This is a genomic window from Pseudomonas moorei, from assembly GCF_042846945.1.
Lineage (GTDB): Bacteria > Pseudomonadota > Gammaproteobacteria > Pseudomonadales > Pseudomonadaceae > Aquipseudomonas > Aquipseudomonas moorei.
Map to the genome: position 1 here is coordinate 1,608,625 of NZ_AP035776.1, position 20,708 is coordinate 1,629,332.

14 protein-coding genes and 1 pseudogene are annotated in these 20,708 nt (G+C 61.2%); 11 read left to right on the forward strand and 4 right to left on the reverse strand.

The genetic code is table 11. The features are described from left to right. The first annotated feature begins 208 nt into the window (after nucleotides 1-208). The 5 genes from ACGJAX_RS07630 to ACGJAX_RS07650 all read left to right on the forward strand — a co-directional run bounded on the left by ACGJAX_RS07630 (nucleotide 209) and on the right by ACGJAX_RS07650 (nucleotide 9,288). The gene (locus ACGJAX_RS07630) at nucleotides 209-2,659 is read left to right on the forward strand and encodes a glycogen/starch/alpha-glucan phosphorylase (protein ID WP_090328079.1); all 2,451 of its coding nucleotides are present in this window, start codon (nucleotides 209-211) and stop codon (nucleotides 2,657-2,659) included. A 161-nt stretch (nucleotides 2,660-2,820) separates the two neighbouring features. Then, nucleotides 2,821-6,042, forward strand: a complete 3,222-nt coding sequence (locus tag ACGJAX_RS07635; protein ID WP_390958199.1) for a DUF2339 domain-containing protein — start codon at nucleotides 2,821-2,823, stop codon at nucleotides 6,040-6,042. After that, nucleotides 6,039-7,409 (forward strand): DUF3999 family protein, encoded by a 1,371-nt coding sequence (locus tag ACGJAX_RS07640; RefSeq protein ID WP_390958201.1) that lies wholly within the window; start codon nucleotides 6,039-6,041, stop codon nucleotides 7,407-7,409. Before ACGJAX_RS07635 ends, ACGJAX_RS07640 begins: the two co-directional genes overlap by 4 nt. A 262-nt stretch (nucleotides 7,410-7,671) precedes the next feature. Beyond that, a complete protein-coding gene (locus tag ACGJAX_RS07645) occupies nucleotides 7,672-8,682 on the forward strand; it encodes a class 1 fructose-bisphosphatase (RefSeq protein WP_090328087.1) in 1,011 nt (336 codons plus the stop codon). A gap of 3 nt (nucleotides 8,683-8,685) precedes the next feature. Continuing rightward, nucleotides 8,686-9,288 carry a DUF924 family protein gene (locus ACGJAX_RS07650; protein ID WP_390958203.1) on the forward strand — a complete coding sequence of 201 codons (603 nt, stop codon included), beginning with the start codon at nucleotides 8,686-8,688 and terminating at the stop codon, nucleotides 9,286-9,288. Nucleotides 9,289-9,419: 131 nt separating this feature from the next. On the opposite strand, the gene ACGJAX_RS07655 is transcribed toward ACGJAX_RS07650, so the two are convergent. Further along, complete coding sequence (locus tag ACGJAX_RS07655; protein ID WP_390959813.1) at nucleotides 9,420-10,184, reverse strand: methyl-accepting chemotaxis protein; 765 nt, start codon at nucleotides 10,182-10,184, stop codon at nucleotides 9,420-9,422. A 141-nt stretch (nucleotides 10,185-10,325) separates the two neighbouring features. Further along, nucleotides 10,326-11,312, reverse strand: a pseudogene (locus ACGJAX_RS07660) (cache domain-containing protein); the annotation flags it as partial. 281 nt (nucleotides 11,313-11,593) lie between these two features. Between ACGJAX_RS07660 and ACGJAX_RS07665 the strand changes: the two are divergent. After that, entirely contained in the window at nucleotides 11,594-11,848 is a 255-nt protein-coding gene (locus ACGJAX_RS07665) for a hypothetical protein (RefSeq protein WP_090328096.1), read from the forward strand. A gap of 31 nt (nucleotides 11,849-11,879) precedes the next feature. Beyond that, a complete protein-coding gene (locus tag ACGJAX_RS07670; RefSeq protein WP_090328098.1) occupies nucleotides 11,880-12,449 on the forward strand; it encodes a lipocalin family protein in 570 nt (189 codons plus the stop codon). A gap of 51 nt (nucleotides 12,450-12,500) precedes the next feature. On the opposite strand, the gene ACGJAX_RS07675 is transcribed toward ACGJAX_RS07670, so the two are convergent. Beyond that, nucleotides 12,501-13,865, reverse strand: a complete 1,365-nt coding sequence (locus ACGJAX_RS07675; RefSeq protein ID WP_248916182.1) for a formimidoylglutamate deiminase — start codon at nucleotides 13,863-13,865, stop codon at nucleotides 12,501-12,503. A 146-nt stretch (nucleotides 13,866-14,011) separates the two neighbouring features. Between ACGJAX_RS07675 and hutC the strand changes: the two genes are divergently transcribed. Both hutC and ACGJAX_RS07685 read left to right on the forward strand, forming a co-directional pair. Continuing rightward, nucleotides 14,012-14,722: a histidine utilization repressor gene (hutC, locus tag ACGJAX_RS07680; protein WP_162493950.1), complete on the forward strand. Its 711-nt coding sequence runs from the start codon at nucleotides 14,012-14,014 to the stop codon at nucleotides 14,720-14,722. Continuing rightward, nucleotides 14,719-15,291 carry a HutD family protein gene (locus tag ACGJAX_RS07685; protein ID WP_390958205.1) on the forward strand — a complete coding sequence of 191 codons (573 nt, stop codon included), beginning with the start codon at nucleotides 14,719-14,721 and terminating at the stop codon, nucleotides 15,289-15,291. The genes hutC and ACGJAX_RS07685 overlap by 4 nt, the downstream gene beginning before the upstream one ends. Before the next feature lie 6 nt (nucleotides 15,292-15,297). On the opposite strand, the gene ACGJAX_RS07690 is transcribed toward ACGJAX_RS07685, so the two are convergent. After that, complete coding sequence (locus ACGJAX_RS07690; RefSeq protein ID WP_390958207.1) at nucleotides 15,298-16,935, reverse strand: methyl-accepting chemotaxis protein; 1,638 nt, start codon at nucleotides 16,933-16,935, stop codon at nucleotides 15,298-15,300. 449 nt (nucleotides 16,936-17,384) lie between these two features. Between ACGJAX_RS07690 and hutU the strand changes: the two genes are divergently transcribed. Next, complete coding sequence (gene hutU, locus ACGJAX_RS07695; protein ID WP_390958209.1) at nucleotides 17,385-19,088, forward strand: urocanate hydratase; 1,704 nt, start codon at nucleotides 17,385-17,387, stop codon at nucleotides 19,086-19,088. Nucleotides 19,089-19,189: 101 nt separating this feature from the next. Further along, on the forward strand, nucleotides 19,190-20,662 hold the full coding sequence (locus ACGJAX_RS07700; RefSeq protein ID WP_390958211.1) for a cytosine permease: 1,473 nt from the start codon (nucleotides 19,190-19,192) through the stop codon (nucleotides 20,660-20,662). Nucleotides 20,663-20,708: the final 46 nt, after the last annotated feature.

Sequence of the window (20,708 nt, forward strand, 5' to 3'; positions counted from 1 at the left end):
TGGATTTTTGAACAACCTTTCGCCAGATTTTTTGCGTTGGGTGGCCGATTGGCCATAAATTCGGCACGGCCCCTGCATTGATTCCAGTACACGACGACGTATTAACGACTCAAGTAGCACTAACAGGAAAAACTGGCGAACCAGAGCCTCTACCGCCTGTCAGACCGTCTAGGCTCAGACAACCCAACGCTCGCTCGAGGTCTTATCGATGACTCAAGAACCACTTGTTCGCGAAGCAGAGGTGGCCGCATTCCGCGACGCCGTCTTGACCAAACTCACCTACGCGGTGGGCAAAGACCCGGATCACGCTTTCGACCATGACTGGTTCGAAGCCATTGCGCTGGCGGCGCGTGATCACATGGTCGAGCACTGGATGGACCATACGCGCCAGATCTACCGCAAGGGTCAGAAGCGCGTTTACTACCTGTCCCTGGAATTCCTCATCGGCCGCTTGCTCTACGACAGCCTGAGCAACCTCGGTTTGCTGGACGTGGCGCGTGAAGCGCTGACCGAGCTGGGCGTGGACCTTGAACGCATCCGCTTGCTGGAGCCCGACGCGGCGCTCGGCAATGGCGGCCTCGGACGTTTGGCGGCGTGCTTCATGGAAAGTATGTCGACCCTGGGCATCGCCGGTCATGGCTATGGCATTCGGTACGAACATGGCTTGTTCCGTCAGGCCATTGTCGACGGCTGGCAACAGGAACAGACCGAGCACTGGCTGGATTTCGGCAACCCCTGGGAGTTCGAGCGGCCGGAAGTGGTGTATCCGATAGGCTTCGGCGGTAGCGTCGAGACGGTCACCGATGAAAGCGGAAAATCCAGACAAGTCTGGCACCCGGCGGAAACCGTGCGGGCCATTGCCTACGACACGCCGGTGGTCGGCTGGCGCGGGGCGAGCGTGAACACGCTGCGACTGTGGCGTGCGCGGGCCATGGAAGATCTGCACCTGGAACGTTTCAACGCCGGTGACCACCTGGGTGCAGTCGCCGAAGTGGCCCGGGCCGAAAGTATCTCCCGCGTGCTCTACCCGGCGGACAGCACCGAAGCGGGCCAGGAACTGCGCCTGCGCCAGGAATACTTCTTCGTCGCCGCGTCCCTGCAGGATTTGCTGCGCCGCCATCGCAACATGCACACCTCGGTGCTGACCCTGGGCGATCACGCGGCGATCCAGCTCAATGACACCCACCCGTCGATTGCCGTGGCCGAGCTGATGCGTCAATTGGTCGACGTCTACGACGTGGCGTGGGACGCCGCCTGGCAGGTCACGGTCGACACGCTTTCCTACACCAACCACACACTGCTGCCCGAAGCGCTGGAAACCTGGCCGGTCGGCTTGATGGAACGCATGCTGCCGCGGCACATGCAGATCATTTACCTGATCAACGCCCAACACATCGATTCGTTGCGCGCCAAAGGCATTCACGACTTCGACGTGTTGCGTGCGGTATCGCTGATCGAAGAAGACAACGGCCGCCGCGTGCGCATGGGTAACCTGGCGTTCCTCGGTTCCCACAGCGTCAATGGCGTATCCGGGCTGCACACGCAGCTGATGCGCAAAACCGTGTTCTCCGAACTGCACAAGCTCTACCCGGACCGGATCAACAACAAGACCAACGGCATCACCTTCCGCCGCTGGCTCTATCAGGCCAACTCCGAACTGACGTCGATGCTGGTCGATGCCCTTGGCCCGGAGCTGCTGGACAACCCTGAAGATCGCTTGCTCGGTCTGGAGTCGTTCGCCGACAAGACCGCGTTCCGCAAGGCGTTTGCCGAGCAACGCCTGCACAGCAAAAAAGCCCTGGCCTACATCATTCACGAACGGCTGGGGGTGGCGGTCAACCCGGCGGCCATGTTCGACGTGCAGGTCAAACGTATCCACGAATACAAGCGGCAACTGCTCAACCTGATGCACACCGTGGCGCTCTACCAGGCGATTCGCGCCGAGCCGGAGGTCGATTGGGTGCCGCGGGTGAAAATCTTTGCCGGCAAGGCGGCGGCGAGTTATCACCAGGCCAAGCTGATCATCAAACTGACCAACGACATCGCCCGGGTGGTGAACAACGACCCGACCGTGCGCGGGTTACTGAAAGTGGTATTCCTGCCCAATTACAACGTCAGCCTGGCGGAGAGCATTATTCCGGCGGCGGATTTGTCCGAGCAGATCTCCACCGCCGGCTTCGAAGCCTCGGGCACCAGTAACATGAAATTCGGCCTGAATGGCGCATTGACCATCGGTACGCTGGACGGCGCCAACGTTGAGATGTGCGAACGCATCGGTGCCGAACACATGTTTATCTTCGGCCTCAGTGCCCAGCAGGTCGAAGCGCGCAAGCAGAACCACGAGTTCAGCGCAGTGCCGGACATCGCCGCCTCCCATCGGCTCAGCGACGTGCTGCAAGCCATTCGTGGCGGGGTGTTCTCGCCCGATGATCCGTCCCGTTACACCGGACTGATCGATTCGCTGGTGGATTACGACCGCTTCCTGGTCTGCGCCGATTTCGACTCCTACTGGAATGCGCAAATGCGTGTCGAAGCCCATTGGCATGACTCGAACGAGTGGTGGCGCTCCGCGGTGCTGAACACGGCGAGGATGGGCTGGTTTTCGTCCGACCGGACCATCCGTGAGTACGCGACGGATATCTGGAAAGCACTGGAGTAACTGTTCGTCCGGCTCGATATACTGGCGCTTCGGAAAAAATCGCAGCCTTCGGCGGCTCCTGCAGATGAATACATCGTCCTGTAGGCGCCGCCGAAGGCTGCGATTTTTTGGGGCTGGCCAGTAGGCTAGTCTTTCAGGGATCGGGCTCAAGGATATGGACCATGCAATGGATGTTCATGCTGATCGGACTGGTACTCGGCTGGCTACTCGATGAGTCATTCAGCGAGGCGCTGCTGGGCGCATTACTCGGACTGGGTATCGGCCAGGCCATTCGCGTCGCTCATCTGAGCTCCGAGGCGCAAGAGCACAAGCGCCTGCTGGAACAGGCGCGGACGGCCCTGCAAGCAGTCGAACAACGGTTGGCGGTGCTGGAGGTGTCTGGTGTCAAAGCGCCCGAAGCCAGCCAGACGATGGCCAGTGAACCCGTTATTGCCCCTGAGACCCTGCTGGATGAAAGGCCCGCCGCCACCCCGGAGCTGATCTGGGAACTCCCGCCTGAACTCGAACCGATCCCTGCTGCGGCTGGTGAAATCGGCCGTGCGCAACCCGTAGATGCCTGGAAGCCCGAAACGCCTGCCCGTGAACCACGGCAACCCGTCACCCCGCGTGGCCCGAACTTTATCGACAGCGCTATTGCTCGCGCCCGCGCGTGGCTGTTGGGCGGCAACACTGTGTTGCGGGTCGGGGTGGTGTTGTTGTTCCTTGGCCTGGCCTTTTTGCTGCGTTACGCCACCGAAGGCGTGGTGGTGCCGATCGAGTTGCGCTACGCCGGCGTTGCAGCGGCGGCACTGGGACTGCTCGGGCTGGGTTGGTGGCTGAGAAAGCGCAACACCGGTTACGCCTTGATCGTGCAGGGTGCCGGGGTCGCGGTGTTGTACCTGACGGTGTTTGCCGCGATGCGCCTGCACCCATTGCTCGATCCCTCGGCAGCGTTTGGCATTCTGGTGGCAATCACCGTGTTCTCGGCCATTCTCGCCATCATCCAGGACGCCCTCGGGCTGGCTGCCGTTGCGGCACTGGGTGGGTTCGCCGCGCCGATCCTGGCCTCCACCGGCACCGGTAGTCATGTCGCGCTGTTCAGCTACTTCGCCTTGCTCAATGCCGGCATTTTCGCCATCGCCTGGTTCAAGGCCTGGCGCCTGCTGAACGTCATTGGCTTTGTCGGCACCTTCGGCACCGGTTTCGCCTGGGGCCTGCGTTCCTACACGCCGGAACTGCTGTGGAGCACCGAGCCGTTCTTGATCCTGTTTTTCCTCATGTACCTGGCCATCGGGCTGCTGTTCGCCCGACGCAAACTGCTGGAAATGAACGATGCGCCGCAGAATGGCGATCGCGATGCGCTGTTGCAGTGGTCGTCGCGCAAGGGTGACTACGTTGACGGCACCTTGCTGTTCGGCCCGCCGCTGGTGGGTTTTGGTTTGCAGTTCGCGCTGGTGCAGCATCTGGAGTTCGCCGCCGCGTACAGCGCCTTGGCGCTGGGCATCCTCTACATGGGTTTGGCGCGTCTGCTGATGGGCGGACGCGCCATGTTGCTGGGAGAAACCTGCCTGGCCCTGGGGGTGATCTTTACCAGTCTGGCGATACCGCTGGGGCTGGATGCGCGCTGGACGACCGCCGCATGGGCCGTGGAAGGCGCGGGGATTTTCTGGCTTGGCTTGCGTCAGCAACGGCCGCTGGCCCGGGCCTTTGCCCTGTTGCTGCAACTGGGGTCGGCGCTGGCTTTCCTCAGCGAGTTGCGTGGCGGCGAGCGCAGTCTGCTTGACGGCGCACCGTTGGGCGCACTGCTGCTGGGCGTGGCGTTGCTGTTCAGTTTCAATCAATTGCGCAAAGCCATGCCGGCGCAAACCAGGGCTTGGGAGCGCCAGGGCATCCCCGTGCTGGGCTGCCTTGGGCTGGCGTTTCTCTATCTGCTGGCACCGCTGTTTTTCTTTGCCCATGGCACCGTAATCAGTTGGGCCCTGGCCGGGTTGCTGACGTTGTCGGTCGGCCTGCATGTGTCATCGCGGACAATGCTGTTCACTGCACTGGCCGTGCAATTGTTGGCGGGTGCGATGTTTCTCACCGCGTGGCCGTTGACCGCTGAAACGCTGCGACCCCTGGCCCATGGTGGATTCTGGGCGCCATTGTTGCTGGGGGTGGCGGCGTTGGTCGGGGCCTGGCGCATGCAAGTGGGCAATCCTGCCATGGCGCTTGATGGGCTGATCCGGCAGCGATTGTCTCCAGCGTGGCTGGCGTGGGGCGCGGCCTGGTGGGCGCTGGCTTGGGCCAGTGAAGTGCTGCGCTTTGCACCGCTGAATCTGCAAACGACCTTGCTGCTGGCTGTCGCGGCCGTGAGCGTGGCGCTGTGGACGGTGCTGGCGCTGCGCTTGAAATGGCCATCGCTCGGGGTCCTCTGTACCTTGCTGATTCCGGCGGCGTGGCTGGTGTTGCTCGCCGCCTGGCACGCGCGTTATCACCCGGCGGCCAACTTCGGATGGCTGGTGTGGGCGGGGGTGTTCGCCGTGCATTTCATCTCCCTGCGACGTTTGGCGGCCCTGCTGCCAGCGCAGGCTGCAAGTGCCGCCCATGTGCTCGGCTGCTGGCTGTTGATCGGCGTGCTGGCCCTGGAGCTGCGGTACGGTCTGCTGCTGATGTCCGAGCAGTACAACGCCTGGCGCTGGCTGGGCTGGGCGATGCTGCCGAGCCTGTATCTGGTCTTGATGGCGTCCCCGCGCCCATGGCCGTGGCCAGTGTCGGCTTACCCCCGCGAGTACCGCGTGTACGCCGCCGCGCCGCTGGCCGGGCTGATGCTGGTCTGGTTCTGGCTGGCCAATATCATCAGCGACGGCAGCGCCGAGCCGCTGCCCTATGTGCCGCTGATCAACCCGCTGGAGCTGGGGCTGTTGTTTGCGTTGTTCGGCGTCTACGTCTGGTCGCGCAGCGCGGTGGCACAACTGGCGCTCCACCAGGGTTACGCGACCCTTGTTTCGCAACGGGTTGTCGGGGTTTCGCTGTTTGCGTTCTTCACGGCGTTGGTGATGCGCGCGGCGCACCATTGGGGCGGCGTGCCATTCGAGCTGGATGCATTGCTCGAATCCATGTTGGTGCAGGCCGGGCTGTCGATCGTCTGGACCCTGATGGCCCTGGGCCTGATGATCGGCGGCCATTTGCGCAGTCGCCGCGAAGTCTGGCTGATCGGTGCAGCGCTGATCGGTGTGGTGGTGGCCAAGCTGTTCTTTGTTGAGTTGAGTAACCGCGGCGGGCTGGCGCGGATCGTCTCGTTCATCGGCGTTGGCGTTTTGCTGCTGGTGGTGGGCTATTTCGCCCCGTTGCCACCCAAGCGCGCCGAGCCTGTGGCGGGTCCTGAAAAACCGGTCCCGGAATCCGAAGGAGTGTCGTCTTGAGGCAAAAGTTGAACCTGGGTTGGTTGGGTGCAATGGCGATGGGCGTGGCGATGATGGCTGGGGCCCAGGACAAACCGGCGGATTTCGCGACGCAGGTGCCGTTGTCCGTCAGTGGTAACGGTCCGTGGTATCGCCTTGAGCTGCCCTTGGCTGTGCAACTGAATGCCCGGCAGGCTGACTTGAGCGATGTGCGCGTGTTCAATGCCGCAGGCGATGTGCAGGCCTACGCGCTGGCTCGGGAAACCGCACAAACCGCGCAAGACCGCGTGCTCACCGAGGTGAAATGGTTCCCGCTGTATAACCGGATGGACGCCACCGAACATGCGCCAAGCGTGCGGGTGCAGTCGAGCGCCAATGGCACGCTGGTCCAGGTGCAGCCCTCCAGTCAGCTGGAGGCCGGCGAAGAAGAATTGCGTGGCTGGCTGCTCGACGCCAGCGCTATCAAGGCGCCGTTGCAGCGGTTGATCCTCGACTGGACCAGCGAGCGTGACGGTTTTCAGCGATTCAGTATCGAGGCCAGCGACGACTTGCAGCATTGGCAGTCCTGGGGCGAAGGGCAGGTCGCGCGGCTGACGTTTGCGGACGAGCAGGTCGAACAGCATGAAGTCAGCCTGCCGGGACAGCCTGCGCGCTACTTGCGCCTGTTGTGGGATACCCCGCATTCGGCTCCGACCCTCACCTCGGCGCAACTGGAAAGCGCCAGTACCCGCAGCCTGCCGTTGCCGTTGGTCTGGTCGCAAGTGTTGGCTGGCAGCAGCGTCAAGCCTGGCGAATACACCTGGCAATTGCCGATGGCGCTCAATGTCGAGCGGATACAGGTCGAGTTGAGCGAGCCCAACAGTCTGGCGCCGGTGACCTTGTCTGGCCGGCGGGACAGCAGCCTGCCGTGGCAGCCGTTGAGCAATGGTTTGCTTTATCGTCTGACCCAGAATGGTCAGGACGTGGTGCAAAACGAATTACAGCTGCCGGGGCAAATCGTGCAGCAATTGAAGCTGACCGTTGATGAGCGCGGCGGAGGTTTGGGCGCACAAGCGCCTGGCTTGAAATTCGCCGTGCGCGCCACGCAATTGGTGTTCCTGGCCCGTGGGCCCGGGCCTTACACGCTGGCGCTGGGAAATTCGGCGGTGAAGGCAGCGAATCTGCCGTTGGCCACGCTGATTCCGGATTACAGCGCAGCGAAACTGGCGACGCTGGGCAAGGCCTCGGTCGATGGCGCGGCGACCATTGCGCCGGTGGCTTCGTCCGTGCAGGCCACGTCGGACACTGACTGGAAAAAATTTGGCCTGTGGGCGGTGTTGTTGCTGAGCGTTGTATTCCTGGCGGCGATGGCGTTCAGTCTGCTGCGCAAACCGCCCGCCAACCCCTGAAGTCGGGTGCTTCGCACCCCATCGCGAGCAGGCTCGCTCCCACAAGTACAGCGCTGTTCTTGTCGGAGCGCGATAGCGGTCGATCAGTCGACAGAAAGGCTGCGATGACCGCTACTTTTCGGCTCACACCCGGACCATTTCCATCTACGCTGAACCCCGCGCATGAACTCTCTTCGGTCGATCACGTCTGATAGGAGGAAATGCGCCCCGACTCGCGTTAAACTGCGCGGGTTTTTAGCCCCCCATTCCTCCGGAGCCTTCCATGTCCCGCGTTACCTTGAGTCGCTATTTGATTGAGCAGACCCGCAGCAACAACACTCCTGCCGATCTGCGCTTCCTGATCGAAGTGGTGGCGCGTGCCTGCAAGGAGATCAGCCACGCCGTTTCCAAAGGCGCCCTGGGTGGTGTACTGGGCAGCATGGGCACCGAAAACGTCCAGGGCGAAGTGCAGAAGAAGCTCGACGTTCTGTCTAACGAGATCCTGCTCGAAGCCAACGAATGGGGCGGTCACCTGGCCGGCATGGCGTCCGAAGAAATGGACAACGCCTACCAGATCCCGGGCAAATACCCGAAAGGCGCCTACCTGCTGGTATTCGACCCGCTGGACGGTTCGTCGAACATCGACATCAACGCGCCGGTCGGTACCATCTTCTCGGTGCTGCGTTGCCCAAGCGAATACCTGAGCCAGAACGAAGCCTTGAATGAAAAGGCCTTCCTGCAGCCGGGCACCCAGCAAGTGGCCGCCGGTTATGCCATCTACGGTCCGCAGACCATGCTGGTCCTGACCCTGGGCGACGGCGTCAAAGGCTTCACCCTGGACCGCGAAATGGGCAGCTTCGTGTTGACCCACGAAGACATCACCATTCCTGAAACCACCCAGGAATTCGCCATCAACATGTCCAACCAGCGTCACTGGGAAGCCCCGGTGCAACGCTACGTCAGCGAGTTGCTGGCAGGCGAAGAAGGTCCGCTGAAAAAGAACTACAACATGCGCTGGGTCGCGGCGATGGTGGCGGACGTGCACCGCATCCTGACCCGTGGCGGTCTGTTCATGTACCCGCGCGACAGCCGCGAGCCATCGAAGCCGGGCAAACTGCGCCTGATGTACGAAGCCAACCCGATGTCGTTCCTGGTGGAACAGGCGGGCGGCGCGTCCACCGACGGCCACCAGCGCATCCTCGACATCAAGCCCGACGGCCTGCACCAGCGTGTTGCGGTGTTCCTCGGCTCGAAAGAAGAAGTTGCACGCGTCACGGCTTACCACAAGGAATAAACCATGAACGCGCCCTGGCAGCCGTTGCTCGAATGGTGGTTCGGTAAAGCCGAATCTTCCAGGGAAGTCGCGGCTGACAAGGGCAAGTTATGGTTCGGCAAGCGTGACAGCCAGGACCTCGAAGCGCGCACGCGTTTCGGGGACCAGGTCGAGCAGGCTCTGACCGGCGGTTTGACCGATTGGGCGCAATGCCCCGAAGGTTGGCTGGCGCTGGTGCTGCTACTCGATCAACTCCCGCGAATGATCTTTCGCTACTCCCCCAAGGCTTTTTCCGGTGACATCAGGGCTCAGGCGCTGGTCGCGCAGGGCATTGCTGCGGATTTCGATCGACAGTTAAGACCCATCCAGAGTGTGTTTATCTACCTGGTGTTCGAACACAGCGAGCATCTGGCGGCACAGAACGAAGGTGTTTCGCGCTACATCGATCTGTTGGCGCAGCAACCGGAAGCCGACCGCGCACTGTTTACCGATTACCTGGATTTCGCCGAGCGGCATCAGAAAGTGATTGCACGGTTTGGACGGTTTCCGCATCGCAATGCGGTGTTGGGGCGGGAGTCTACGGCTGAGGAGTTGGGGTTTCTGTCGAAACCGGGGTCACGGTTTTAAACCTTCATTGCGGCTGATGCCTTCATCGTGGGCAAGCCCGCTCCCACAGTGATCTGGTCGGACACAGCATAGGTGTTCCCGAAGATTCCTGTGGGAGCTGGCTTGCCAGCGATGAGGCCGGTAAGACCGGCTTAGATCCTGAAACTACCCACCAGATGCTTCAACCGCGCCGCCTGCTGCTCAAGATCCGCACAGGCACGCAAGGTCGCCTGCAGGTTCTCCACGCCTTCCTGGTTAAGCGTGTTGATCTCGGTGATGTCGACGTTGATCGATTCGACCACTGCGGTCTGTTCTTCGGTGGCCGTGGCGACCGACTGGTTCATGCCGTCGATTTCGCCGATGCGCTGGGTCACGCTGCCCAGGCGCTCACCGGCCTGGTTGGCGATGCCGACACTGCTTTCACTCTGGCGCTGGCTGTCGGTCATGATGGTCACCGCTTCCCGCGCACCGACCTGCAGTTCTTCGATCATTTTCTGCACTTGCTGCGCCGAGTCCTGAGTGCGGTGGGCGAGGTTGCGCACTTCATCGGCCACCACCGCAAACCCGCGTCCGGCTTCACCGGCACGCGCCGCTTCGATGGCGGCGTTCAGTGCCAGCAGGTTGGTCTGCTGGGAGATGCTGGTGATCACTTCCAGAATCTGCCCGATGTTGACGGTGTTGCTGTTGAGCGTCTCGATGTTGCCGCATGAATCGCTGATTTTCGCCGAGAGCTGGTGCATCGCGCTGATGGTTTTGTCCACCACCTGCTGACCGTCTTCGGCCAGGCTACGGGCGTCGCTCGAGTGCTGGGAGGCGAGGGCGGCGTTCTGGGCGATTTCCTGGGCGGCGGCACCGAGCTGGTTGATCGCTGCGGCGACGCTGCTGGTGCGCGAGGCCTGCTGGTCGGAGTTGAACATCGACGAGTTCGAGGCGGCCACCACACGCAGCGCCACTTCGTTGACCTGGCCGGTGGCCGAGGACACTTCGATGATCGAGGTGTGAATGCGCTCCACGAAACGGTTGAATGACAGCCCCAGTGCGCCGAATTCGTCGTGACCGTGAATGGTCAGGCGCTTGGTCAGATCCCCTTCGCCTTCGGCGATGTCGTGCATGGCGCGACCCATGGCCAGCAACGGCTGCATCAGGAAACGGATCAGCATGCCCAGCAACGCGATGATGATCACCACGGCAATCACCATGGCGATAAGGGCTGAGGTGCGGAATTCACTGAGCATCGAGAACGCGGTGTCCTGGTCGAGCACCAGTGCCACATACCAATCCGCCGAAGGCACGCCGTTGACGTGGGTGAACGAGATGAACTGGCTTTTGCCGTCGACCTCGACTTCTTTCAGGCCCGGGCTGATTTTCGGCGCCCCGTTGGGGTAGGCATCGGTCAGGTTCTTGAGCACCAGTTTGCTGTCCGGGTGGATCAGGATCTTGCCATCGGCACTGACAATGAAGGCATGGCCATGACCACCGAAGTTCAGCGAGTTGATGATTGCGCTGACGCTGGACAGGTCGATGTCGGCGCCGGCGACGCCGATCATCTGGCCCTGGCGTTGTACCGGAGTCGCGACGGTGATTACCAGTTTTCCCGACGAGGCGGCGATGTAGGGTTCGGTGACGATGGTCTGTTGTGCGCTGTTAGCCGCCTTGTACCAGCCACGGGCGCGCGGGTCGTAGTCCGCCGCACGGTTACCGGCCGGGACCGAGAACATGACGCCGTCGGCACCGCCGAAGTAGCTCAGCTGGAAATTGCCGGTGTAGGCGGGCAGGTCAATGATCCGCTTCAGGCTGGCGGGGGCGTTGCCATCGGCGCTGACCTGTTGGGCCATCGATTGCAGCAGCTGCATGCGGCTTTCCAGCCAGGTCTGGATGTTGCTGGTGGTCAGGCTGCCGAGCTCCTGCATCGAGGCTTCGGTGTTGTTATGCAGCGTCTGACGCTGACGATAGTCGTTGAACAGGATGAAACAAGCGAATGCAACGGCCACCACGAGGGCGGCAGCCAACAAAATCTTGTGGCTGAACTTCATGTTTCTGGTCATTAAATGAGCTACCGCGGAAAGACAGATCAACAAAGGAGGCAATCCCTACGGACGTGGGTTTGCGCTGTCATGTATGTCGACTGGACGGCGCCAAAGATTAGGCGCTTTTTTGTGAAAACCGATGAAATACCTGCCAGGCAAACAACGTGGCTGTTTTTTCGTAAAAAGGCGGACGAGCGGCCCGATAAATAGGCGATTGGCCAGGGAACCAGAAAGGGGTTTTCTCTTCTAAGGTTCAGTTTGGCAGCCATGCCAATCCCCTTCACCCCTGGAGTTACACCATGTCGCTGCGATCCATTGCCCTGCTTTCGTTCTGCGTGTTGCTGGCTGCCTGCAGCAAGGTCAATCAGGAAAACTATTCGAAGCTCTCGGCCGGCATGGCCAAGGCCGATGTAGAAACCTTGCTGGGCAAGCCTGCCGACTGCTCGGGCGCGCTGGGCATGTCCAGTTGCACCTGGGGTGACAAGAACAGCTTTATCAGCGTGCAGTATGCCGGTGACAAAGTGCTGATGTTTTCCGGTCAAGGCCTGAAATAAACCGGGGCTACGCGCCCACGGGAGAAAAACAATGAAGCGGTTATTGATGATGCTTTTTGCCGGCCTGGTATTGGCCGGCTGTGCCACTTCTGGCCAGGATCCGTTGGCGCCCAAGACAGCCGACAGTGTCAACCTCAAGCGTTACCAGGGCACCTGGTACGAGTTGGCGCGTATGCCGATGTATTTCCAGCGCGACTGTGCGCAATCCGAAGCCCACTACACGCTCAAACCGGATGGCAACATGGCGGTGTTGAACCGCTGCCTGACGGCGCAATGGCAATGGGAAGAGGTCAAGGGCACGGCTTATCCACAGGTGCCGGGCAAGACCGACAAATTGTGGGTCGAGTTCGATACCTGGTTTTCGAGGTTGATTCCGGGTGTTTCGAAGGGCGAGTACTGGGTGTTGTACGTCAGCGACGACTACAAGACCGCGATCGTCGGCGACCCGAGCCGTCGATACCTGTGGCTGCTGTCGCGTACGCCGACCGTTGACGGTGTGGTGCGTGAAGACCTGCTGAGCAAGGCGCGTCAGCAGGGCTATGACACGACGCGGCTGATCTGGCGAGCGTCGGACACGCAGATGGCCAAGACCTCGAACTGATAGCACATGACCCTGTGGGAGCGAGCAAGCTCGCTCCCACAGGTTTTTGCGTCAGCCTAAAAGCTCGCGCAGGACCTGGGTGAAGGCGCGGTTGCTGTCTTCCTCATCGGCATGACGCCCGTCGCGCACGACCCACTGGCCGTTCACCAGCACGTCCCGCACCTGACGGTCGCCACCGGCAAACAACCAGCGGTTCAGGATTCCGTCGCCACTGGCCGTTGCCAGGTACGGGTCGTTGCCGTCCAGTACCAGCCAATCCGCACGCTTGCCCACTTCCAGCGCGCCGATCGGTTGCCCCAGCGCCTGGGCGCCACCGTCGAGCGCCGCGTCGAACAACGTGCGGCCAACCATGGGCTGATCCGCGCCATACAGGCGATTACGCCGTTGATCGCGCAGTCGCTGGCCGTATTCCAGCCAACGCAATTCTTCCACCACGCTCAATGACACATGGCTGTCGGAACCGATGCCCATGCGGCCGCCTTGTGCCAGGAAATCCACCGCCGGGAAAATCCCGTCGCCCAGGTTGGCTTCGGTGGTCAGGCACAGGCCGGCAATGGCGCGGCTCCTGGCCATCAGCGTGACTTCTTCCGGATTCGCGTGGGTGGCATGGACCAGGCACCAGCGCTGATCGACTTCGGTATTTTCGTACAGCCATTGCAAGGGACGACGGCCGCTCCAGGTCAGGCAGTCGTCGACTTCTTTTTGCTGTTCGGCAATGTGGATATGCACAGGGCACTGTTTGTCGCTGGCGGCCAATACTTCGCTGATCTGCTGCGGCGTCACCGCGCGTAACGAGTGGAAACACAGACCCAGCGACTGCGCCGGTTGCTGCGCCAGTACCGGCTGCAGGCGCGATTGCAGCTTGAGGTAGTTCTCGGTGCTGTTGATGAAGCGGCGCTGGCCCTCGTTCGGCGTCTGGCCGCCGAAGCCGGAATGGCTGTACAGCACCGGCAGCAGGGTCAAGCCAATTCCGGCGGAACGCGCGGCCTGGCTGATACGCAGGGCCAGTTCGGCCGGGTCTGCATAGGGCTGGCCGTTGTTGTCGTGGTGGACGTAATGGAATTCCGCCACCGAGGTGTAACCGGCCTTGAGCATTTCGATGTACAGCTGACGAGCGATGACACCGAGTTGTTCGGGGCTGATTTTTCCGACGAGGCGATACATCAGATCGCGCCAGGTCCAGAAACTGTCATTCGGATTCCCCGCCACTTCCGCCAGTCCGGCCATGGCCCGCTGGAAGGCGTGAGAATGCAGGTTCGGCATGCCGGGCAAGAGCGGGCCGCTCAGCCGTTCGGCGCCTTCTGCATGGGAATCGGCCTGGATATGGGTCAATACGCCATCGGCGCTGACCTCAAGACGTACATTGTTGGCCCATCCACTAGGCAGCAGCGCGCGTTCGGCAAAGAAGGCGGTCATGGTTCAGAACCCCATCGTGTGTTATTTGTATATACATATACAGACGTTTGCCTGCCCGGTAAACTCCGGCAAGCTAGCAATCTCTACTAAACCATCAAGGATTAACCGTGCCGACTCCGCCTCCAGTCTCTCCGTTGGCCGCGAACATGGGCGACAGTCCGGCGCCCTTGTATGCTCGCGTCAAACAAATGATCACCCAGCAAATCGACAGTGGAAACTGGCCGCCGCACTACCGCGTTCCGTCGGAAAGCGAGCTGGTCAATCAGCTGGGTTTCAGCCGCATGACCATCAACCGCGCCCTGCGCGAGATGACCGCTGACGGCTTGCTGGTGCGCATGCAAGGCGTCGGCACCTTCGTCGCCGAGCCGAAAAGCCAGTCCGCGTTGTTTGAAGTGCACAACATCGCCGACGAAATCGCTTCCCGCGGTCATCGCCACACCTGCAAGGTCATCACCCTTGAAGAAGAGGCCGCCGGCTCGGAACGCGCCCTGGCCCTCGACATGCGTGAAGGGCAGAAGGTCTTCCACTCGTTGATCGTGCATTTCGAAAACGATATTCCGGTGCAAATCGAAGACCGTTTCGTCAATGCGCTGGTGGCGCCGGATTACCTCAAGCAGGACTTCACCCTGCAAACGCCTTACGCCTACCTCAACCAGGTCGCGCCGCTGACCGAAGGCGAGCACGTGGTCGAAGCCATTCTGGCCGAGTCATCCGAATGCAAATTGCTGCAGATTGAAAAAGGCGAACCGTGCCTGCTGATTCGCCGCCGTACCTGGTCTGGCCGTCAGCCGGTGACGGCCGCCCGTTTGATCCACCCTGGTTCCCGTCATCGTCTGGAAGGCCGGTTTCATAAATGAACGAGTTGAAAGTTTTACGCGCCAAAGACTACCCGCGCATGCCCTGGAAGAACGGCGGCGGCAGCACTGAAGAAATCAGCCGCGATGCCGGCACTGGCCTGGACGGCTTCGGCTGGCGCCTGTCGATTGCCGACATCGGTGAGTCGGGCGGTTTTTCCACCTTCGCCGGTTATGAGCGGATCATCACCGTGTTGCAAGGCGACGGCATGACGTTGACGGTGGACGGTCAGAGCACGCGGCCATTGTTACCCCTCGACCCGTTCGCCTTCAGTGGCGAAAGCCAAGTGTCCTGCACGCTGCTCGGTGGAGCGATCCGCGATTTCAACCTGATCTATGCGCCGCAGCGCTACCGTGCGCGGTTGCAGTGGCTGGCCGGCGAGCAGCGGTTTTTCAGCGAGGCCAGCACACTGCTGGTGTTCAGCGTGAGCGAGCAAACTGACGTCTGCGTCGATAACCGCGTCCAGGCATTGGGCCTCCATGATTGCCTGCAGCTGGAGGCGAATGCCGGGTTGCTGGACGTCGGCATCAAGGGGCTGTGCTGCGTGATCGAACTCACGTCTCGCGGCTGATCCCGGTTACTCCCGTTCGAGGGTAAAACCTCGAACGGTCGCCTCCAGTTCACTCGACATCCCTTTCAACGCCTGGATGGTTTTCACCACGTCCTGTTGCGCCGCGACATTTTTCTCGACCCGCTGCGCCACGGTTTCCACATTGCGCGCCACGTCCTCGCTGGCTTCGCGCTGTTCCTGCAAGGCATGGGAGATCTGGCTGACGGCATTGAGTGACGCGTCGAGCACGGCCTTGACGTCATTCATCGATGCGCCGGCACTGTCGATCAGCTGTTGACCCTGAAGAACCCGCTCGCGGCCGGAATTCATGCTGCTGCTGGCTTTTCGCATGCCGCTTTGAATGGTGCTCACCAGCACCACAATCTCGTCGGTGGAGCGGGTCGTGCGGGTCGCCAGCTCCCGCACTTCGTCGGCCACCACGGCAAAACCGCGACCTTGCTCGCCGGCCCGCGCCGCCTCGATGGCGGCATTGAGGGCGAGCAGGTTGGTTTGTTCGGCAATGCTGTGGATCACGTCGACAATTTTCCCGATGGCGTTGGAGTGCTGGGTCAATTGGTCGATTTCACTCGACGTCTGGGTCACCAGTTGAGCGATCTGCTGCATCTCGATGATAGAGCGGTCCATGCTGGCAATGCCCAGGGCGGTGATCTGCTCGGCCTTTTGTGTGGTGTCGTGCGCCTGCGCGGCGTTCTCGGCGATGTGCGTAATATTGGCTGACATCTGTTCCGCCGCGGCGGCAATGGAAGAGGCCGCGCCATTTTGCTCGGCCGCCTGTTTGAGGCCTTGCTCGGACGAAATACTCAGGCTCAGGGTCGAGGACTCGATGTGCTGCGAGGCCTCGCGCACCTTGCCGATCATGCTGGCCAGGCTGCGCCGCATGGCCTCGACCGATTGCATGACGCCCGTGGACTTCGCGTTGCCAATCGCCGGATCGCCGAGCATGCCCTGGGCAATCCGTGTGCTGATACTGGCCAGCTCGTGCGGCTCGGCGCCCAGGTATCGCGTCAGCCTGGCGCCGAACAGCAGGGCGTAAAGGCTGCCAGACAACAGCGCGAAGCCCAGGACCAGGGCCATCAGCCATATATTGTCCTCGTAGAGTGCCTGACTGAGTTCGAACTGATGGCGAGCCTCTTTCAGTTGAGCGTCGGTCAGTTGCGAAAACAGTGAGGTCAGCGGGTCGATCAAGGGGTAAAGCTGATGTGCGGCGAACTGCTCCAGGCTCTGGCTGGCGGTGTTGCTGCGGTTCAGGATTGCCTGCAACCGCTGGAGCGGTACTTCGGTCGCCTGCATCAGTGGCGTGATCTCGTTGATCAGTCGAACCTCTTCATCAACCAGTTGGGTCGACAGGTAGGTGCGCCAGAGCGGCTCGATTTCAAGCATCGCTTGCCGTATCTGCTGCGCCGCGTCGACGCCACTGTAAATGCCATCGCGGGCCTTGTGGATGGCGTCGACGATGGTGACGGAATACAGCTCGGAAATTTTCTTCAGGTCCTGTTGCGGGATGACCCGGTCGAGGTAAACCGTTTCCAGTCCCTGGACCGTTGCGCCCATGCCGTACAGGCCGAGTGCGCCGATGCCGGTCAGGCTGCCCAGCAGAATGCCGGCCATCAGCAAGAGGTGGGTTTTGACTTTCCATTGTTTCATTACGCGTTCCTCGCAGGAGTGACTTCAGGGGGCTTGGTTATGGAGTCGGCGAAGATCAGTGGAGGTGGAGTCGGACACTTCTGATAAGGTTGTAGGGTGTTTCTGGAATGCGCTTAATTGGGCACCACGTGTTACCGAACGCCCCAACGTGGCGCAAAACCGCGTTGCAGTAACAACGAGCACGCACTCGAAAAATCCCCGCGAAAAAAATCATCAACGCCAGAAACCCTTGTTTCAGGGGCTTTCCAGCCATTTCAGAGTTTTTCTTGAATGCCCGTTCGGCAAGTTGGCCGCTTGATTGCATATGCTTGTATGTACAAGTAAAGACGTATGCGTATGAGTCGATCGAGACTCCCCGCAGCGTCCACTGATTCGCTTGTCGCGCAACGATGCGCACAGGCTGCTGCCCACCAGGGTTGGTTTGAATTGATCGCTGAGGAGTCTTTTTCGTGACTGACAATACCCAGAAACCTAGCACCGCCTCTTTTACAAAAAGACGTGACGTAGAAATTCGTGCCGCGCGCGGCAACAAGCTGACCGCCAAAAGCTGGCTGACCGAAGCGCCGCTGCGCATGCTGATGAACAACCTCGACCCGGAAGTGGCCGAGAACCCGAAGGAACTGGTGGTTTACGGTGGCATCGGTCGTGCGGCGCGTAACTGGGAGTGCTACGACAAGATCGTCGAAAGCCTGACCAACCTGAACGACGACGAGACCCTGCTGGTGCAATCCGGCAAGCCGGTCGGCGTGTTCAAGACCCACACCAACGCCCCGCGCGTGCTGATCGCCAACTCCAACCTGGTGCCGCACTGGGCGAACTGGGAACACTTCAACGAACTGGACGCCAAAGGCCTGGCCATGTACGGCCAGATGACCGCCGGCAGCTGGATCTACATCGGCAGCCAGGGCATTGTCCAGGGCACCTACGAAACCTTCGTCGAAGCCGGTCGCCAGCACTACAACGACAACCTCAAAGGCAAGTGGGTCCTGACCGCCGGCCTCGGTGGCATGGGCGGCGCCCAGCCTCTGGCCGCCACCCTGGCCGGTGCCTGCTCGCTGAACATCGAATGCCAGCAGGTGAGCATCGATTTCCGCCTGAAAAGCCGTTACGTCGACGAGCAAGCCAAAGACCTCGACGACGCACTGGCGCGTATCGCCAAGTACACCGCCGAAGGCAAGGCGATCTCCGTCGCGCTGCTGGGCAACGCGGCTGAAATCCTGCCGGAACTGGTCCGTCGCGGTGTGCGCCCGGACATGGTCACCGACCAGACCAGCGCCCACGATCCACTGAACGGTTACCTGCCAGCCGGCTGGACCTGGGAGCAATACCGCGCCCGCGCCAAGACCGAGCCGGCCGCCGTGATCAAAGCCGCCAAGCAGTCGATGGCCGTGCACGTCAAAGCGATGCTCGACTTCCAGAAGCAAGGCATCCCGACCTTCGACTACGGCAACAACATCCGTCAGATGGCCCAGGAAGAAGGCGTGGAAAACGCATTCGACTTCCCAGGCTTCGTACCGGCCTACATCCGTCCGCTGTTCTGCCGTGGCATCGGCCCATTCCGTTGGGCGGCCCTGTCGGGCGACCCGCAAGACATCTACAAGACCGACGCCAAGGTCAAGGAACTGATCCCGGACGACGCCCACCTGCACAACTGGCTGGACATGGCGCGCGAGCGCATCAGCTTCCAGGGTCTGCCGGCCCGTATCTGCTGGGTCGGCCTGGGCCTGCGCGCCAAGTTGGGCCTGGCGTTCAACGAAATGGTGCGCAGCGGTGAATTGTCCGCGCCTATCGTCATCGGTCGCGACCACCTGGACTCCGGTTCGGTGGCCAGCCCGAACCGCGAAACCGAATCGATGCAGGACGGCTCCGACGCCGTGTCCGACTGGCCACTGCTCAACGCCCTGCTCAACACCGCAAGCGGCGCGACCTGGGTGTCCCTGCACCACGGCGGCGGCGTCGGCATGGGCTTCTCCCAGCACTCGGGCATGGTGATTGTCTGCGACGGTACCGACGAAGCAGCCGAGCGTATCGCTCGCGTGCTGCACAACGACCCGGCCACCGGTGTCATGCGTCACGCCGATGCCGGTTACCAGATCGCCATCGACTGCGCCAGGGAACAGGGCCTGAACCTGCCGATGATCACCGGTCAATAACGCAAAACCGCTTTATGTGGGAGCGAGCAGGCTCGCTCCCACAGAAAAGCAGCCTTACAGACACTCAGTGAACTACTAGAACAATCCACAGAGGTTGAACCATGGCTGTCAGCAGCGAACGTGCTGGTAACAAACCGTTGATCGAAAAGCGTTCGATCGACTACATCCCGGAGGCGGAAAGACACGGTCGTCTGTTGAGCCAGTTCACCCTGTGGATGGGTGCCAACCTGCAAATCACTGCGATTGTCACCGGGGCCCTGGCCGTGGTGTTGGGCGGTGATGTGTTCTGGTCGTTGATCGGCCTGTTGATCGGTCAACTGCTCGGCGGCGCCGTCATGGCGCTGCATGCTGCGCAAGGGCCCAAGCTAGGCCTGCCGCAGATGATCTCCAGCCGTGTGCAGTTCGGCGTTTATGGCGCGGCCATCCCGATTGTGCTGGTCTGTTTGATGTACCTCGGTTTCACTGCAACGGGAACCGTGCTTTCCGGCCAGGCGCTGGGCCAGTTGTTTGGCGTCAGCGACAGTGTCGGCATTCTTCTTTTCGCCAGTGTCATCGTGCTGGTCACGGTGCTCGGATATCGAGTGATCCATTGGATCGGGCGTGTCGCCAGTGTCATTGGCGTGATTGCCTTTGTTTATCTGTTCAGCCGTCTGATGAGCCAGGTTGACGTTGGCGCGCTGTTACAAATCCGCCACTTCAGCTGGAGCAGCTTCTTGCTGGCGGTGTCGCTCGCGGCGTCCTGGCAGATCGCTTTCGGCCCGTACGTGGCTGACTATTCCCGCTACTTGCCGAGCAAGATTTCCTCGGTCAAAACCTTTTTTGCCGCCGGCGCAGGTTCGGTCATTGGCGCACAGGTGGCGATGGTCCTCGGTGTGTTCGCCGCCGCCTCGGCCAACGGGCAATTCGCCGGTCACGAAGTGGCCTACATCGTGGGTCTGGGCGGTACCGGTGCCACCGCTGCGCTGCTGTACTTCAGCATCGCGTTCGGCAAGGTCACCATCTCCACGCTGAACTCCTACGGCAGTTTCATGTGCATTGCGACCATCATCAGCGGTTTCCGTGGTGATCTGAAGGTCACGCGCACGCAGCGTCTGGTTTTCGTGCTGATCATCGTCGGTGCTGCGACCCTGATGGCGCTGCTCGGCCAGCACTCGTTCCTCGGTGCGTTCAAGTCCTTCATCCTGTTCCTGCTGGCGTTCTTTACGCCATGGAGCGCGATCAACCTGGTGGACTACTACTGCATCACCCGCGAGCGCTATGACGTGCCGGCGCTGGCCGATCCGAATGGTCGCTACGGTCGTTGGAACGTCCTCGGAATCAGCGTTTATGTCTTCGGTGTGCTGGTGCAGTTGCCGTTCATCTCCACCAAGTTCTACACCGGTCCGCTGGTCGCAGCCCTGGGTGACGTGGATATTTCCTGGATCATCGGTCTGGCGCTGCCCGCAGCCCTGTATTACGTCTGTGCGAAAAAATGGCACGGCACCGTGCCCGATCACCTGATTCTGCCGGTCGAGCAGAACAACGTTGTACAACCTAAAACAAGTGGGGCCGGTCGCGCTGCGGCGCAGGCCTGATTGGACGTTGCCAGGGCTGGATGCCTCTTGACTGCCGTAAGCCAAT